Raw genomic sequence first — 17,607 nt, forward strand, 5'->3', positions numbered from 1 at the left:
CTCCCATTATGCGTATACTTTTTCTTTTTGAGTAGCTAACTTCATAACTTTTTCTTGTGAAGCTTCTTTGGCGTTAAGAACCCCGGTAAGATGTCCGTAAGCCATAACAGCTATTCTATCGCTTATTTGTAATACCTCTGGTAATTCTGAAGAGATCATAATAATAGCCATTCCTTGTTGTGCTAGATCTGATATCAATTCATATATTTCGGCTTTAGCTCCGACATCTATTCCTCGAGTTGGTTCATCTAGTATTAGAATTTTGGGTTTTAAGGCTATCCATTTTGCTACTACAACCTTCTGTTGATTTCCCCCTGATAAGTATTTTACTCTTCTTGTAGGAGAAGGAGTTTTTATGTTAAAGGAATCTATTGCCCATTTACTCAATTCTTTTTCCGCTTTTTCATTCACAAATATTCGAAATCTCTTCAATTTATCTAAACTAGGAAGAGATATGTTATCTTTGACAGAATGAATCAAAATTAATCCTTTTCTTTTTCTATCTTCTGGTACCATACCTATGCCCAATTTTACAGCATCAAGTGGATTATTTATTGTCACTTCTTTGTTATCAACATAGATATTTCCCGATTTCTTTTTCCTTAAACCGATTATGGTTTCCATTATTTCCGATCTCCCTGCACCTATCAAGCCAGAAAAGCCTAAAACTTCTCCTTCATGAACCTCAAATGAAACATTTTCGAATCCTTCGCCACTGAGATTTTCAACTTTCATGATCGGTTTACCAATTTGATGTTCTTTTTTTATATAAAAGTTTTCTATTTTTCTTCCAACCATCATTTCAACGATTTTATCTCGGTTAAGATCGGATATATTATTTGTTCCAACTAATTTTCCATCCCTTAAAACGGAAACTTTATCAGCTGTTTCGAATATTTCTTCTAACCTGTGGGAGACGAATATAATTGACACGCCCTTTTGTTTCAAATTTCTTATAACTTCAAACAGTTTTGCAACCTCATTTTGTGTAAGGGAAGAGGTAGGTTCATCCATTATAATAACTTTAGATTCTTTGTAAGTAGCCCTTGCAATCTCAATCATTTGTTGAACACCAATCGTGAATTTTTTTAATTTATCATTAGGATTTATGTTCAAATCAAATTCCTTTAGGAACTCCTTTGCAGATTTGTATAGTTTACCAAAGTTAAGAAAAGGTCCTCTTTTTGGTTCAGATCCTAAAAACAAATTTTCTGAAACGGATAAATTATCCATGACTGATAATTCTTGAAAGATGGTAACAATTCCTTCTTTGATAGCTTCTGAAGGATGTTTCCAATATCTTTCTATCTCCTTAAAAATAATTTTGCCTCCGTTTTGTTTATAAACTCCTGCTATAATTTTCATCAATGTGGACTTTCCTGCACCGTTTTCTCCCACAATGGCATGAACTTCCCCAGGATAAAAGTCAATACTTACTTGATCTAAAGCTTTTACTCCAGGGAATTCTTTAGAAATATCAACTACTTTTAAGACAGGGTTCATCCTTCTTTCCCCCCTCTAAGTTGATCGAAGGCTACGGCGATAATGATTACTGCACCGATGACAACTTGTTGCCAGAAAGAGGACACACCTAAAAGTATTAACCCGTTTCTCAGTACACCCATGATGATAGCACCAATCACGGTTCCTAAGATAGTTCCCTCTCCACCTTGCAGACTTGTGCCTCCTATAACAGTTGCTGCAATAACATCTAATTCATAACTTTGACCAGCATTTGCTTGAGCTACTCCCAACCATGCTGTCATTAAAAATCCAGCAAATGCAGCCAACAATCCATTAATTACATAAACCATTATCAATATTCTATCAGTTTTAATTCCAACCAATTTTGATGCTTCTAAATTACCACCAGTTGCGTAGATTCTTCTACCAACGATAGTGTATCGTAGAAATATATATGCGATAATGGCAACTCCAGCGAAGTATAATACAGGAACAGGAACAGGTCCAACCATTCCTTGACCTTGAGAAGTAAATGACTTTGGAAAGGGAGATATTGGCCAGCCTTTACTTAACACATATGCTAAACCCCTTGCTATACTGAGCATACCAAGAGTACTTATAAATGGTGGAATTTTAACTTTGGTGATGAGAAGTCCGTTTGTTAATCCGGCAGCCATTCCAACTAATAAGCCTACCAAAATACTCAGGACAGGATTTAAACCTAAATCATGCATGAGTAACCCCATCACAACGCCAGATAAACCTAAAATAGATCCAACTGAAAGATCTATTCCTCCAGTGATAATAACCATTGTCATTCCACAAGCCATAACCCCAATAAATGTCACATTTAAAATGATACTGAAGAGGTTATCAACCGATAAAAACCCCGGTGCAGTTATTCCCAAGAAAAGCATCAGAGCTATTAAAACCAAAAATATAGTGAATTCTCTTATAGCAAAAATTTTTTTCAATGTCTCCAATTCCTTTTCCTCCCTTTTGTAAGTGTATTGGTATTTCTAAAATTTTTATTAATTAAAAGCGATGGGAAGAAAGGATTCCCATCGCTGAAGAAAGTTTATTTTATCTTTTGGTGTAAACTTTGTTGGCAAATTCAAAGAATTCATCGACATTTTCTGAGGTTACAATATCAACTCCCGTATCTATAATGTAATCAACTGAACCATCTTCATTTATAACTTTTGGTAGTAATTGTAGTGTTTTATCTACACCTATTTTTGACATATTGTATAAAACAGTTAGAGACAAATAACCCATGTCATACGGTCTTTGCCCAACTAATCCTTTCCAGGCACCTGCTTTTACGAGTTCCAGTTCTGGTGGTAAAGTGTCAAAACCAACTGTTAATAGCGATTCTGCCTTTTCAATTCCTCCTAAGGCTTTAACAACTGTGTCCACAGGAGCAAACAAATGCCATCCTCCAGAAGAGAACCAACCATCTAAATTTGGATAACGTCTGGTTACATCTGTTAAAACTTGAACAGCTACAGCAGTATCGTCATTACAAGGGAAAGGATCTGAAACATAAACTATTTCTTTTCCTGTTTTTTGTGAGTATTCTTCCATGGCATCTTTAAATCCAGCAATTCTTTCGTTCAAATTGACTGCTGCCAACCCACCTGTTAAAATAGCAAAATTCAAAGTAGTTTTATCAGGTTTGTATTGGTCGATTAGTTGTCCCATAAGTTCTCCAGCAGGGTATCCTGCATTGTAATTGTTAGTTCCCAAATATACATATCTACCACTATCTGGTGAATCAGAATCAAAAGTTACTACTGGAATATCTCTGTTCAAAGCTTGTTGAATAACAAATTTAACAGCTTCTGGATCATTGGGAGATATCCCAATGCCGTCCACACCACGAATAATATAAGTTTGTATCTTTTGGGCTTGTTCCGCTGCATCAGCTTCTATAGGAGCATCAAATATTGCTTCAACTCCTAAGGATTTTGCTGCATCTTTCATACCGTTTTCTACTGCGAACCAATAAGGGTTGTTCATAGACTTTGGTGAGAGTAAAAAGGTTTCAGAGAATGCAAATAAACTAACTAACAATACCAAAACTACCAAAAAACGTTTCATAAAAACACCTCCTGTAAATTTTGTTGTTACAAAGTGACTATAGGTACCTATCAAACTAAAAAATGCCTTAGTATATCTCTCAATATACTAAGGCATTCATGACCTCATATTATTAAATTTTTTATTTAATTATTATCACCCCACCCTTGAGGGTGACATTCTAAAAGAATTTAATCATATTTTCATTTTTATGTCAACATCGATTAGGGGCGATTAAATCCGATTAGAGTTGTTCTAAGTCATTTATTCTTGATTAAGTTAAAAAATCTTAGATTTTCTTAATTTATATAAATTTGGTAAAATTAATTGATAAAGATTTTTTTGATTTTAGAGGTAATTGTTATGTCAAGTCTGTTTGAAATTCAGAATTTTCGTGTAAAAGATCAAGACGTTGAACTTTTAAAAAATTTCTCCTTAGAAGTACAAAAGGGGGAAGTTATAGCTATTCTTGGTCAAGAAGGCTCAGGTAAGAATGCCATTATCAATGGCTTGATTGGTAAGTTACCTGCAGAGGGGAAATTATTTCATATTGGGCAGCTTATCTCTTTCAATCTATATGATCTAAAGAAAAATAAGATAGAAATTATTAATCAAAAACCTAAATTATTAGGGAATCTCTCTGTTTCAGAAAATTTGTTTTTAGATACTTCTTATAATAAGAAACAATATATTTTTTATTCTAAAAGGAGAATCCAAAGCGTAGTGGAGGAAATCTTAAAAAAGTATAATTTGAACTTATCACCATATGTAAAAGTAGGGGATCTTACACTAGAAGAAAAGAAAAATTTGGCTTTTGTAAGAGCGTTTTCTGTTAATCCAGATGTTGTAATTTTATACGAACCAGCGGAGAATATTTCTTTAAGTTCTCTGATGAACCTTCACAATATGATAAGAACTCACAAAAAAGAAGGTAAAAGTGTAATCTACATAACTAAACAATGGGAAGATGCTTTGAGAATCGCTGATAAGATAGCAATATTGAATGAAGGTGAGATCACCGAAATTCTGGACTCTCAAGAAGTAAAAAATAATCCTAAAAAATTGATAAACAAAATTATGGGATTTAACTCTGATGACAACAATGTAAATCCTGAAGAAAGTCAACTAATTGAATCGGTCTTTGAAGCAGCAGAATATTTAACCTCAGAATATGAGTTAGATGATCTTATGAATCTACTTGCGAAAAATGCTGCAAAGGCTATGAAGGCAGATGCGTGTGGAATATCTCTGATGGATGAGGACACAAACGCAATAATAGACAAGGTTTTCTACAAACGAAATAAAGAAGTGGAAGTTGAGCCGAATGAATCAGAAATCTTAAATTTAATCGGTGATGAAAAAGTTTATTATTTTTCAAAAAGAGATAGAGGATTCGAAAAATTCTTTAAAATAAACAAAGATATATGTAGTTTTATATGTGTTCCTTTGTACATAAGATCAAGGTTGAGTGGTATAATCCACATATATTACAAAGAAATATATATTTATTCAGAAGAAGAGATAAAGTATTTAGAAACTATAGCTCATCAAGCTGCCCTAGCAATTCATGATACAAGGTTAGTTGGAAGTTCTGTATTGTTACAAGAGAGTCATCATCGAATCAAGAATAATCTCCAGTCCATAATTAGTTTGATGTCTTTGTATAAAATGTCCATCAAAAAAGATCCCAGGAAAGATGTAACAGAGATACTCGATGATTTAATGTCAAAGATAAAAAGCATCGCTGCTGTGCATGAATTGTTGTCGAAAGATAAATTGAGTAGAAGTATTATCAATCTCAAAGACATGATAATAAAGATAGTCAAATTCATGAACAGTACAAGAGAAGAGATAAAATTTAACTTTGAATTGGACGATATTTTTGTTTCATATAGCAAGGCCTCCGCTATAGCTTTGGTGGTGAACGAGTTAGTTACTAACAGTCTAAAGTATGCTTTTGTTGGTAAAGAAAATGGTGAGATTACTATTATTTCAAAATTTGAGAATGAATCAATAAAACTAGTGATTTCAGATAATGGAGTAGGATTCCCGCAAAATTTTGATATAAAAAAAACCCACGGGCTTGGTTTATCGATCGTATATTCTATAATTACCAAACAACTAAATGGGGAAATAGAGATGGAAAGTGCTAACGGTGCCAAAGTACGAATTGAAATCCCGTTAAAACAGATTAGTAAGAATATTTCTGTTGAAGAAATGGAGAAAATTTGAAGATGTTGGGGGTTAAACTATGAAGGATTTGAAAGTATTGGTCGCCGAGGATGAATATATAATTTTAATGGGCTTAAAAAGTAACTTAGAAAATCTAGGGTGTAAAGTAGTAGGAGAGGCTACAAACGGTAAAGAGTTAGTCAAATTGGCTTTAGAAAAAAAGCCGGATATGATTATAGCCGATATCAATCTCCCTGTTATGGATGGTTTAGAGGCATTAAGAAGGATAAATGAGAAGGTTTTTATTCCCACATTGATTGTAAGCGGCTACGATGATGAAGAATTGATCGATAAAGCAAAAAATCTAGGAGTCTTGGGGTACTTAATAAAGCCCATAGACGAATCAGATTTGAAGGCTGAAATTGAAATCGCTCTTTCTAGATTTGAGGATATCAAAAATTTAAAAAATGAATTAGAAGTAACAAAAGAAACTTTGGAATCAAGAAAGTTAATAGAAAAAGCCAAAGGAATCATAATGGAAAGATTACGATTGAACGAAGAAGAATCTATGAAATTTTTGCAAAAAAAGAGTAGAAATTCCAACAAAAAGTTAGTTGATGTAGCGAAGGAGATTATAGAAGCTGACAAGGCTTTTAGAATTGATTGAGTTGCACACAGCAGTCTATTTTCAATCTTTTATTTCTTCTATTTTGTATTCCATAATGTTATTTAAAATATTTTTGTCGTCTCTCCATTTGTCACGGACTTTTACGTAAAGATCGAGGTAAACTTTTCTTTCAAAAAGTTCTTCAATGTCTTGTCTTGCCAATTGACCGATCTTTTTAATCATACTTCCGTTTTTACCTATTATAATAGGTTTTTGACTTTTCTTTTCAACATAAATTTCTGCTCTTACGTACAAAACGCCGTTTTCTCTTTCTTTCAATTCTTCTATAACTACACCGCTTGAATGAGGGATTTCTTCCTTTGTTAAATGAAAGATTTTTTCCCGAATTAATTCAGAAATTATGAACCTTGACGGTTTATCAGTGATCATATCTTCTGGGTAGTATTGAGGGCCTTCGGGTAATAAATCTATAATACTTTGTTTTAATTCAAAAAGATTTTTACCGGTTAAGGCCGAAATTTCAATGGTTTTAAGTATATTCGAACACAAACTTTGTATTTTTTCAGTCATCAGGTTAATCTTTTCTTTGTCTTTTACTAGGTCAACTTTGTTGACAAGAAGAATGGTAGGAATTTTTGATTTATCAACTATTTCAGCAACTCTTAAATCGGAATTTCTTAAACCATCCTTTGCATCGATTATAAAAAGTATCAGGTCAACACCTTTCAATGCGTTTATAGCAATATTGACCATGTATTCCCCAATTTTTCTTATCGGTTTGTGAATACCCGGGGTGTCGACAAAGACTATTTGATAATGGTCTTCCGTTAATATGCAGTTTACTCTATTTCTTGTGGTTTGCGGTTTGTCAGAAACGATAACCACTTTTTGACCCAAAAAAGCGTTTATCAATGTTGATTTTCCAACGTTAGGTTTTCCTGCCAAGGCAACAAAGCCACTTTTAAAACTGTCGTTTTCCATGTTTTCCTCCAAAAAACTATATTTGAAAAATCACACTCATTATTGATATTGTATTGTAGTCTGATGCAAAAGTCAAGTTATAAACGGCAATTTGTCAAACTGGGTTATATTGCATTTCGCTTCCAGAACGGAAAAGATGGCTTAGCACTTTTACCTTTTTAAAATTAAAATTTCTAAAATCATAAATATTATAATTAATCCTAAATTAAATATGGTATAATTTCAGTGAAAAAGTAACCTCAATCTTTGCTCTATTATCTGGCAAAGGAGGTGAAAAAATGGTCGAAGTAACCAATGATCTTTCTTTAAAGGTAGAAAATCTAAATTCCCAAGTTGGTGAATTCAGGCTAAAAAATATCTCTTTTGAATTACCAATAGGAGAAGTTTTAGCTATTTTAGGACCTTCAGGTTCGGGTAAGACGGTGCTATTAAGAACCCTTGCAGGTTTGAATAGAACTGAATCTGGAGCAATTATCTTTGGAGACGAGAGGATAGAGAAGTATTCCCCAAGAGACAGGAAAGTCGGTTTTGTCTTTCAAAACTACGCTATTTTTCCTCATTTAGATACGAAATTGAATTTGGGTTTTCCTTTGTACATTGGTGGGAAAAAGAAAAAAGAAGTGTATGAGATAGCGATAAAAGCGGCAGAAGAGTTAGATGGTTTGCCGAATTATTTAGAAATAAAGCCCGATGAATTGCCTGAAGGTATGAAGCAGTTAATCGCCTTTGGGAGAGAGAAATTACACGATTGTAGATTGTTGCTCCTTGATGAACCACTAAGTCAGTTGGATAGAAAGCTTCACGTAGAAATGAGAGCTTTGCTCAAAAGGTTTATAAAAGAATTAGGTAAAACAACGATTGCGGTTTTCAGTGATCCTGAAGATGCTTTGTCGGTTAGTGATTATCTTGCTATACTGGATGATGGAGAACTTTTGCAATTTGGGGAAACCTTCGATATTTACAAGAACCCATCAAACTTAAAAGTTATGGAACTTACTTCCAGATTAGGATTGAACACAATAGACGTTGAAATCAAAGGTGGAAACGTATTAAATAAATTAAAAGTGGATAAAGAGGATGGTAGTTACAAGTTATGCTTTAGACCAGAAGAAATAACCATTAAAGACGAAGGATTCGAAGTTCAGGCTGTAGAAAGTCATATCTACGATTCTTCTCATAATTTGGTAGAATGCGATTTCCATGGAAAGCCAATCAGACTTTTGGTGCATAAAAATGCACCTGAGAAGTTTAATTTTATCCCAACTAATCCTAAATATTATTTATCATAATCTAAACTAAGGGATTTTGGAGATTGCTCTCCAAAATCCCTTCTTAAAAAGTAATTACGAAGGAAGGCAGAAAAAAGAAAAATGGGAGGAAAATACATTTTTGGAAAAAGTTGGTGGGGCAAAAAATGGGTAGAGGCCTTAGAAAATATTGACAGGGACACTAACAGGTTGCCCCGCGGTAGAAGTTACGCAAAAAAAGGGGCGGTTTTGGAGATTAAAATTCAAAAAAACTCTGTAATATCAGCAAGGGTTCAAGGTACGAGACCAAATCCGTACAGAGAAAAAATCGCTTTACCTTCATTTACGGAAGAAGAGAAAGAAAAAATCAAAAAAATTCTAAGTGAAAGGTTGGACCTTTCTGCGATGTTAATTGGTGGAAACCTTCCAGAAGAACTTTTAGATATCACCAAAAATATGGGAATAAAGTTGTTCCCAAAAAGTTGGAATGAGATAAACGCACATTGTACATGTCCCGATTGGGCAAATCCTTGTAAACATTTGGCAGCCGTTTACTATATTATAGCCGATGAGATAGACAAAGATCCTTTTTTGATATTCGAAATGCACGGCATGAAAAAGAAAGATTTGATAGAAATCGCTAAAGAGACAGAAAAAACTTCTGATTCTATCTTTACAGATAAAAAGGAAGAACCTTCCAAACCGATGGAACAACCAGATCCCTCGTATGAAAAGTATGAGATAGAAAAGGTTATAAACCTACTACCTGATGAGGCTTATTTTTACGATGGAAAAAACTTTAAAAACCTTCTGTTGAGGATGTACAATCAGTTATCGAAAGCAATAAACGAAGAAGATGGAAGGGTAGATGAAGAGTTTAACCCATATTTCAAGGAGACAGAGATAAAATTTATTTATTCTCCCATTACTCCATATATAATTTTAGAAGGTGAACCGTTAGAAAAATTAGAATGTAAAAAAGAAAAGGACTATTTTACGGTGCATTACGAAGATTTATTTGATTTATTTGGATCGATACCCCTCGTAACAAGTGATGAGGACAGTGAAGCATCACTATTTTTAAAAAGATTGGTTTCTTTCGTATACAGGCTTATGGATATGAAGGCATTTATCCCCACTCCACAAAAGATAAATGAAGAAGATTTCGTTATCGATTACTCACCTGTTTACTTTAACGATTATGTGAGGGACTACGTTAATTATTTGAGTTCTATCGTTCCCGTGGATCTGGTAATCAACGAAAAAGGTCAATACATGAAAAGGGAAAAAATCGTTGAATACCTTGTATCCCAGTACATCAAATATCTTATAAAAAAGTATTACAAAACAGAATTGAAAAATAAAATAACCGATGTGTTCTTTGAATCCAAGGTATACACCGCCCAAAAGTTTGAAGAAAAAAGAACCTACGAAAGTATAAAGAACTATCTTGAACCTTTACTTTTGAGGCAAAGCAAGTATCAATTGGTTATTAGTATAGAGGATATGGGAGAGTTGTTTTTCAACCTATCACTCGATATCTACAGAAAAGATGAGCCTTTTGATACTTACCAAGATATAAAAACTTTCTTTGAAAGCCAAGAAGATGGAAAGTCAGAAGTCTTGAAAGAGATAGTAACTATTGCAAAATACGCGGAATTTTTTGGTGAGTTTTTAAAGAAAAAAAGTTCTAAAATAATGGTCAATACGGAACAATTATCTGAAATAATGATAAATGCGATGCCCATATTGAAACTTCTGAACGTTGAAATACTAGCACCAAAAGGTCTCCAAAAGGTTTCAAGACCAAAACTCGTCCTAAAAGCAAATTCTACAGACAGCCACGTATCTTTTTTATCTCTGTCCAAGCTCATACGGTTCAATTATACTGTACTGATAGGAGATTCAGAAATTTCACTCGAAGAGTTCGAAAAGTTGGCAAAAAAATCAAAAGGAATAGTTAAGATAAAAGAAAATTACGTGTTTTTGGGTGCCAACGAGTTTGAGTCTATTATGGAAAAGGTCAAGAATATAAATTTAACCTCAGACTTTGAAACGTTGAAAGTTATACTTTCGCAAGAGATGAACGGTCTTCCCGTGATATTGGATAACAACCTTCAAAAGTTTTTAGAAGAATTGAGAAAAGTTTCTCCAGTAAGGTTGCCAAAAAATCTTAATGCGGAGTTAAGGCATTATCAGAAAACTGGATTCAGATGGTTGTACACGAACTTAGAAAAAGGTTTCAACGTTTGTATAGCGGATGATATGGGGTTGGGTAAGACGGTCCAAGTTATATCAGTAATTCTCAAAATGAAAGAAGAAAAAGCCTTAGAAAATCCGGTTTTAGTGATATGCCCAACGACACTTGTTGGAAATTGGTACAAGGAGTGTAAAAAATTTGCACCTACTTTGAATGTAAGTATTTACCATGGAAGCGATAGAAAGTTTGAGGATAATTCAGATGTAATTATAACAACTTACAGTGTAGTGAGAAACGAGGTTGAATTTCTAACGAAAAAAGAATTTTCAATGGTTGTTATAGACGAAGCGCAAAACATAAAAAATTCGGATGCGCAACAAACCAAAGCGGTAAAAGCCCTCCGCGCTCCAAAGAGGATCGCAATGACAGGGACTCCCGTAGAAAACAGATTAACTGAATTATGGAGCTTATACGATTTCCTTATGTCTGGATATTTGGGTGGAAAAAATCGTTTTGTAGAAACCTTCGCAAAACCTATTGAAAAATATGGGGATACAATGGCAACCAAAAGATTACAAAGTTTGATAAATCCATTTTTGATAAGAAGAATTAAAACTGATAAAAATATCATAAAAGACCTTCCGGAAAAGTTCACATACGATGAATATGTATACTTAAAACCTTCACAAATTGCGCTTTACAAAGAGGTTGTTGAACACGTAGAAGAAGAGTTGGAAAAGATGGAAGCTGATGGCATCCAAAGAAAAGGATTAATATTTAAAATGTTGACATCACTCAAACAGATCTGCAATCATCCTGTTAACTACACTAAAAAAGGGACTCCTTTACCGGATGATTCTGGTAAAACAGAGAAATTATTGGACCTACTTCAAAATATTGTAGACAACAACGAAAAAGCGGTACTTTTCACTCAATACAAAGAGATGGGAGATATATTAACAAAGATACTAACAGACAACATTAAGATAGAACCTCTATTTTTCCATGGAGGGCTCAACAGGAAAAAGAGAGATGAAATGATAAACGACTTTCAAACAAAGCATAGATACCCAATTATGATCCTATCTTTAAAAGCTGGGGGTACGGGATTAAATTTAACAGCTGCAAACCACGTTATACATTACGACCTTTGGTGGAACCCGGCAGTGGAAAGTCAGGCAACAGATAGAACTTTCAGGATTGGTCAAACAAAAGACGTGATAGTTCACAGATTCATCACCTTAGAAACCTTTGAAGAGAAAATAAATGAGATGCTGGAAAAAAAGAAAGAGTTATCTGAAAATATCATAAAAACAGGAGAAAGCTGGATAACTGAGTTGTCTAACCAGGAGATAAAGAACTTATTTAAATTGGGTAATTAAGGGTTAAAATTTATTTTCTTATTACTTTCATAAAGGAGATGGAAAAAATGAATAGTGAAAAACTACCTTTGAAAACTAAGTTGTTCTACGCGTCGGGGGATATTTTTGGTGGTGGTGCTTTCAATATAATCAATTTTTTCTACGCTATCTTCCTTACCGATGTGATTGGTCTGAAGATGCAGTATATTGCTCCCATTCTTTTAATTGGTAAGATTTGGGATGCTGTTACAGATCCTTTGATGGGGTTCATTACCGATAATACAAGAACAAGGTTCGGCAGAAGAAGGCCTTACTTGTTGGCAGGAACCTTTTTGGTCTTTATATCTTTTTTCATTCTTTGGTATCCAGCAAGTTTTCCTAATCAATTGGGGAAATTCATTTACGCACTAATGGCATATATAGCTTTTACAACCGTATTTACTATGGTTATGACTCCTTATACTGCCTTAGGAGCCGAATTAACGTTAGATTACAATGAAAGGACTTCTTTAAATTCATATAGGCTTGCCTTTTCGATAGGGGCGGGTTTGGTTTGCGCAGTGCTTCCAATGTTAATTGTGAATGCTTTTTCTGATATCAGAACAGGTTATATAGTGATGGCAATAACGTTTGGTTTAATCTTTTCAACTCCATGGATAGGTGTTTTTATGTTCACCAAGGAAAGAGAAGAGTTTTCAAAAGAGAAAAGTACTTTCAACTTTTTCAATATGTTTTTTGAACCTTTTAAAATTAAAAGCTTTCGACTCCTTATTGCTATGTATCTTCTAGCCTACTTATCGATAGATGTAGTTTCAACCATTTTTGCTTATTATACTAAATATTATATTGGAAATGAAGGTTTACTTCCCATAGCTTTAGGTGCTCTTTTCATAACTGAAATTATTTTTATCCCATTTTATGCCTTTGTTGCTAAAAAGACATCCAAAAATATCTCTTATATTTTAGGTGCTTTAGTTTGGTGTGTTGCGGGATTTATTCTTTTCACATTTTCCCCTGATGTAACGATGTTCCAGGTAATTTTAATGGCTGCAATAATGGGTGCAGGGGTTTCGGCAGTCGCAGTTATGCCTTATACTATATTTGGTGATGTAACCGATGTTGCTGAGTTAAAATTTGGTAAAAGAGAAGAGGGTACTTTGAGTGGCCTGATGACGTTTGTTAGGAAAGTGGCATCTGGCTTAGCTGTCGCAGGAGTTACCTTTTCATTAGGATTAGCAGGATTTGTTAACCCAATAGACGGTGTAGAGCAGCCTCAGCCTGAGAGTTTTTTGTTTGCATTGAGATTTATAATTTCTTTCGTCCCAATAATTTTATTGGTTTTAGGAATAATTGCAGCAGTTAGATATCCTTTAAATCCAAAAAGGCATGAAAAATTAAGAGAATATCTAGAAGCGAAAAGAGCAAATAAAACAATAAAAGAGGAATTAGAAAAAGAAATAACTGAATTGAAAAAAGAATTGATTTAAAGTAAGACAAGGAGATAACTCTACATGAGAAATGACATTAAAAAAGATGGAAAAAGTAAGGAAATTATAGAAGATATACTTAACCAGATAGAAAATACAAAAATAAGATTCTCTTCCAAAAAGTAGGCGATGGAAAAAATGAAATATGATCAAAGGATTAAATAATATGGTATCATTTAGTAGAATTAAAAGAATTATTGAAGTAGAAAATACTCTCGTTGAGAAAACACATAGCTGAAAGGATCAATGTTTTCGCCTAATTTAATAAGATTTGTTTGCATTCTACATTCTTGAGTCATAAAAATCAATTAGGAGAATAATATGAAATTAATTCTCACAAAGCATGCTTCACAAAAAATTATAGAACGCCAAATTAATTTAGAAACATTGGAAGAAGTACTAAACAATCATGAATATTTGTTTTATGATTTAAAAGAAAAGACTTTAATCGCAATATCTAAGGTAAAAATAAAAGATATCCAAACTAATCTGATTGTAGTGTTCACTGAAGAAAAAGAAGGAATAAAAATAGTAACTACCTATCCATGTAGAAACATCGAGAAAGAAATAAGCAAAAAGGAGAATATTAGATGGGTGAGAATATAAAAGTATGGTTTGATGAAGATTCTGATATACTTTATATATCGCTTAAAAAAGGGGCTGCAATAGATTCCGAAGAAGTATCAGATAATGTAAGAGTAGAATATGACGTACACAACCAAATTATTGGAATAGAAATTTATCACATATCAAAAATGGTGGCTAAGAATCTTGCAAAAGAGCTAAAGGAATCATTAAAATAATTTTTTGTAACACGGCTCTCTGTCACCTTTAAAAGGTTTAAAACTCTCCGAATTTGCGTTATTGTGCAAATAATGTTTTTAAATAATTTTGATTTTGAACTTCGGGATCTTAAGGGGCTTGCCCCTTTAACGCTTGATGGGTATGTCCGAAATACGGATTTCCGTCAGATAGAAGATGAGGCTAAACCAGATAGAAATGCTACTGTTAATATTAGGGAGCTTGGGATAAAGTAGGCATTCGCAACATAGCCTTACAGCAGATAAGTAAACAGCTGGTCACTGTATAAACTGATTCTATCCAATAAATTCTAAAAGACATGAAAAATTAAGAGAATATCTAGAGGCAAAAAGGACGGATAAAACAATAAAAGAGGAATTAGAAAAAGAAGTAACTGAATTGAAAAAAGAATTGATTTAATGCAAATGGTTGTAGCCATTTTTTATAAAATAAGGAAAACTAAGTATTTACTAAATAAAAGCCTCTAATCGATGATAAATGACTGTGATTGGTTGTATATGGTTATAATTGACCTTGACAATATAAAAACATTAATATATAATTAATTCAAAAGTTTCTAAACCCCACAATTTGTAAAATAATGAAACAGTGGAACTAGGCTTAAGACTTAAAGTTAATAAAAGCGATAAGGTGGAGAAGAAGAGAAAACCTTAGTAAGTATTGATATATTGCGGAGTGAGTATTGGCTCTGAGCAGTATAAAGATATTTGTTAAGGTTTTTTGTTTTATAATAAGGTAATGGTTAAGTGAAAATAAGGGATATTGAAATTAGTTTGTCGTTTTCTATCTTGTTAAAAGGAGGTGAATTAATACTAAATTCTGGTTTCTCCCTTTAAAAAGCAAAAATTTATTGGAGGTGAGTTTTGTGAAAAGGACGGTTATGTTTTTATTTATGGTTTCTTTGTTAAGCGTTTTGTCTTTCCCTGTAACCATAGAGTTTTGGCATGCGATGAGCGGAGACAGGATAGCTTTGATTGAAGATATTGTGAGTGATTTTGAAGAGGCTTATCCGGATATAAAAGTAAATGTGCAATATTCAGGAAGTTATCCTGAGACTTTGAATAAGCTTATTGCAGGGGTACAATCCGGGAATGCACCTCACATAGTACAGATTTACGAAATAGGTACAAGACTGATGATAGACAGCGGAGTTATCGTTCCTGTGCAAGATTTACTTGATCAAGACGATTCTTATGATGTAGGTGTTTTGTTGGAACCAATATTAAATTACTACAAAGTTGATGGAAAGTTGTACTCTATGCCTTTCAATTCATCTACCGCTTTGTTGTATTACAACAAAACACTCTTTGAAGAGGCAGGCTTAGACCCAAATAGACCTCCTCAAACCTACGAAGAACTGTTAGAATACTCCAGAATTTTAACAAAGAAAGACTCAAATGGAACTACTGTTCAATACGGATTAACTTGGCCCACCCATTCATGGATAATTGAACAACTTATGGCTGCCGCTGATGCACCACTTGTTAACAACGATAACGGAAGAACCGCCAGAGCAACAGAGGCTGTTTTCAATAGTGAAGCAGGTTTAAAAATATTTGAACTGTTTGATCAATTGAACAAAGAAGGTTTAATTCTTAACACAGCTAGGGAAGATTGGAGTGCGGCTAGACAGAATTTCTTTTCGGGTAAAGCTGCTATGAATTTCTTTTCCACATCTGATGTAAAGCTTTTTCAAGAAGCATTAGAAAGTAATGGCTACGAGTTAGGTACAGCCTTTTTGCCTGTTCCGGATATAAGTGTCAGTGGAGGTCCAGTTATTGGTGGAGCAAGCTTATGGTTGATAGCCGGACACCCAGATGAAGAAACAAAAGCTGCCTGGGAATTTATGAAGTTTGTCAATCGTGAAGATCAACAAATAAGATGGCACCAAGGTACAGGGTATTTCCCAGTAAGAAAAGATGCCATTCAAAGGTTGCACTATGAAGAGTTTTATGCCGAGAACCCAAATTACTTCACTTCGTTGTTACAACTATTGTTAGCTAAAAGAGATTTCAACTCAGCTGGAGCGATTATTGGAGTATTCCCTGAAACCCGAGAGACTATAGAAATAGCATATGAGAGAATGGTTGATGGGCAAATGACACCTGAAGAGGCATTGAGTTGGGCTGAAAACCAAGTGACAGAATTAATCCAAGAATATAACGAATTCTATCAGTAATCTATCAATCACATCTCTAAGATAATTCTATAATTTCAAATGTTATTAATCCAAGGAAGACTTTTTCTTCCTTGGATTTTAGGAGGAAATAAAATATGAAGTGGGGAAAATACACACCTTATCTTTTGCTTGCACCTACACTAATAATTATTGCCCTTTTTATATATTGGCCAGCAATTAACTCCTTTCTAATGAGTTTTTACAAAATATCACCATTTGGCAATAAGAGAATATATGCAGGTTTAGACAACTACATTAAGCTTTTTGAAAATGAGGCATATTGGGATGCTTTAAAGGTTACATTTATATATATAGTTACAACGGTAATAATAGTCGTTATTTTAGGTTACTTTATTGCACAATTACTAGATAATAAGGTCTTTGGGGTAAAAATTTATAGAACTTTAATTTTTGTTCCTTATGTTATTTCCTTTACAATCGGGGGAGCATTGTGGACCTTTATGTTGAACCCAGTAGCAGGGCATGTTAATTATTTTTTGTCACAAATCATTGGGAAAAATATTAATTGGTTAAATCAAGTGCCATATGCCTTAATTTCAATTATAGTCGCTAGTGTTTGGAAGATGCTGCCTTTTTCGATTATATTCTATCTTGCGGGGTTACAGTCTATATCGGAAACAATAATAGAGAGTTCTGTTATTGATGGAGCGAACGTGTGGCAAAGGATGTGGAAAATAAAATTTCCTATGCTTTCTCCCATTACATTTTACTTAGTTATCATGAATATTACCAATGGAATGTTTCAATCTTTTGGGATCATTGACATTATGACAAGAGGAGGCCCTTTAGGAAGCACCACAACCTTAATTTACAAACTATATCAAGACGCGTTCTTTTTCCAAAAAACAAGTTTAGCAGCTGCAGAAAGTGTTGTTCTATTTATTATTATGTCATTTATCACCTTTCTTTATTTCAGATTCGGTGAGAAAAGGGTTCATTATCAATGAAGGGAGTCAAGCAATA

13 protein-coding genes are annotated in these 17,607 nt (G+C 33.7%); 9 read left to right on the plus strand and 4 right to left on the minus strand.

What is annotated here, in order from left to right; all coding sequences use genetic code 11:
- Positions 1 to 6: 6 nt before the first annotated feature.
- The 3 genes from BZ25_RS06145 to BZ25_RS06155 all read right to left on the minus strand — a co-directional run bounded on the left by BZ25_RS06145 (position 7) and on the right by BZ25_RS06155 (position 3,567).
- Positions 7 to 1,503, minus strand: coding sequence for a sugar ABC transporter ATP-binding protein (locus tag BZ25_RS06145; protein ID WP_121514480.1), 1,497 nt, complete (start codon positions 1,501 to 1,503; stop codon positions 7 to 9).
- Entirely contained in the window at positions 1,500 to 2,447 is a 948-nt protein-coding gene (locus tag BZ25_RS06150) for an ABC transporter permease (protein WP_199676866.1), read from the minus strand. Before BZ25_RS06150 ends, BZ25_RS06145 begins: the two co-directional genes overlap by 4 nt.
- 100 nt (positions 2,448 to 2,547) lie before the next feature.
- Positions 2,548 to 3,567, minus strand: a complete 1,020-nt coding sequence (locus BZ25_RS06155) for a sugar-binding protein (RefSeq protein ID WP_121514479.1) — start codon at positions 3,565 to 3,567, stop codon at positions 2,548 to 2,550.
- 342 nt (positions 3,568 to 3,909) lie between these two features.
- Here BZ25_RS06155 and BZ25_RS06160 point away from each other — a divergent pair, with 342 nt between their 5' ends.
- Positions 3,910 to 5,778: an ATP-binding cassette domain-containing protein gene (locus BZ25_RS06160; protein WP_121514478.1), complete on the plus strand. Its 1,869-nt coding sequence runs from the start codon at positions 3,910 to 3,912 to the stop codon at positions 5,776 to 5,778.
- 19 nt (positions 5,779 to 5,797) lie between these two features.
- A complete protein-coding gene (locus tag BZ25_RS06165; protein ID WP_121514477.1) occupies positions 5,798 to 6,385 on the plus strand; it encodes an ANTAR domain-containing response regulator in 588 nt (195 codons plus the stop codon).
- Positions 6,386 to 6,406: 21 nt separating this feature from the next.
- On the opposite strand, the gene era is transcribed toward BZ25_RS06165, so the two are convergent.
- A complete protein-coding gene (gene era / locus BZ25_RS06170; protein ID WP_121514476.1) occupies positions 6,407 to 7,327 on the minus strand; it encodes a GTPase Era in 921 nt (306 codons plus the stop codon).
- Between the two features lie 278 nt (positions 7,328 to 7,605).
- Here era and BZ25_RS06175 point away from each other — a divergent pair, with 278 nt between their 5' ends.
- The 7 genes from BZ25_RS06175 to BZ25_RS06205 all read left to right on the plus strand — a co-directional run bounded on the left by BZ25_RS06175 (position 7,606) and on the right by BZ25_RS06205 (position 17,591).
- Positions 7,606 to 8,616: an ABC transporter ATP-binding protein gene (locus BZ25_RS06175; protein ID WP_121514475.1), complete on the plus strand. Its 1,011-nt coding sequence runs from the start codon at positions 7,606 to 7,608 to the stop codon at positions 8,614 to 8,616.
- Positions 8,617 to 8,697: 81 nt separating this feature from the next.
- Complete coding sequence (locus BZ25_RS06180) at positions 8,698 to 12,156, plus strand: DEAD/DEAH box helicase (RefSeq protein WP_121514474.1); 3,459 nt, start codon at positions 8,698 to 8,700, stop codon at positions 12,154 to 12,156.
- Between the two features lie 47 nt (positions 12,157 to 12,203).
- Positions 12,204 to 13,622 carry an MFS transporter gene (locus BZ25_RS06185; RefSeq protein WP_121514473.1) on the plus strand — a complete coding sequence of 473 codons (1,419 nt, stop codon included), beginning with the start codon at positions 12,204 to 12,206 and terminating at the stop codon, positions 13,620 to 13,622.
- Between the two features lie 321 nt (positions 13,623 to 13,943).
- A complete protein-coding gene (locus BZ25_RS06190) occupies positions 13,944 to 14,228 on the plus strand; it encodes a DUF4258 domain-containing protein (RefSeq protein ID WP_121514472.1) in 285 nt (94 codons plus the stop codon).
- The gene (locus BZ25_RS06195) at positions 14,213 to 14,425 is read left to right on the plus strand and encodes a DUF2283 domain-containing protein (RefSeq protein WP_121514471.1); all 213 of its coding nucleotides are present in this window, start codon (positions 14,213 to 14,215) and stop codon (positions 14,423 to 14,425) included. Before BZ25_RS06190 ends, BZ25_RS06195 begins: the two co-directional genes overlap by 16 nt.
- Positions 14,426 to 15,309: 884 nt before the next feature.
- A complete protein-coding gene (locus BZ25_RS06200) occupies positions 15,310 to 16,623 on the plus strand; it encodes an ABC transporter substrate-binding protein (RefSeq protein WP_121514470.1) in 1,314 nt (437 codons plus the stop codon).
- A gap of 95 nt (positions 16,624 to 16,718) precedes the next feature.
- Positions 16,719 to 17,591: a carbohydrate ABC transporter permease gene (locus tag BZ25_RS06205; RefSeq protein ID WP_121514469.1), complete on the plus strand. Its 873-nt coding sequence runs from the start codon at positions 16,719 to 16,721 to the stop codon at positions 17,589 to 17,591.
- Positions 17,592 to 17,607 lie beyond the last annotated feature (16 nt).

The organism is Petrotoga sp. Shatin.DS.tank11.9.2.9.3 (assembly GCF_003665005.1).
GTDB classification, from domain to species: Bacteria; Thermotogota; Thermotogae; order Petrotogales; family Petrotogaceae; genus Petrotoga; species Petrotoga mobilis.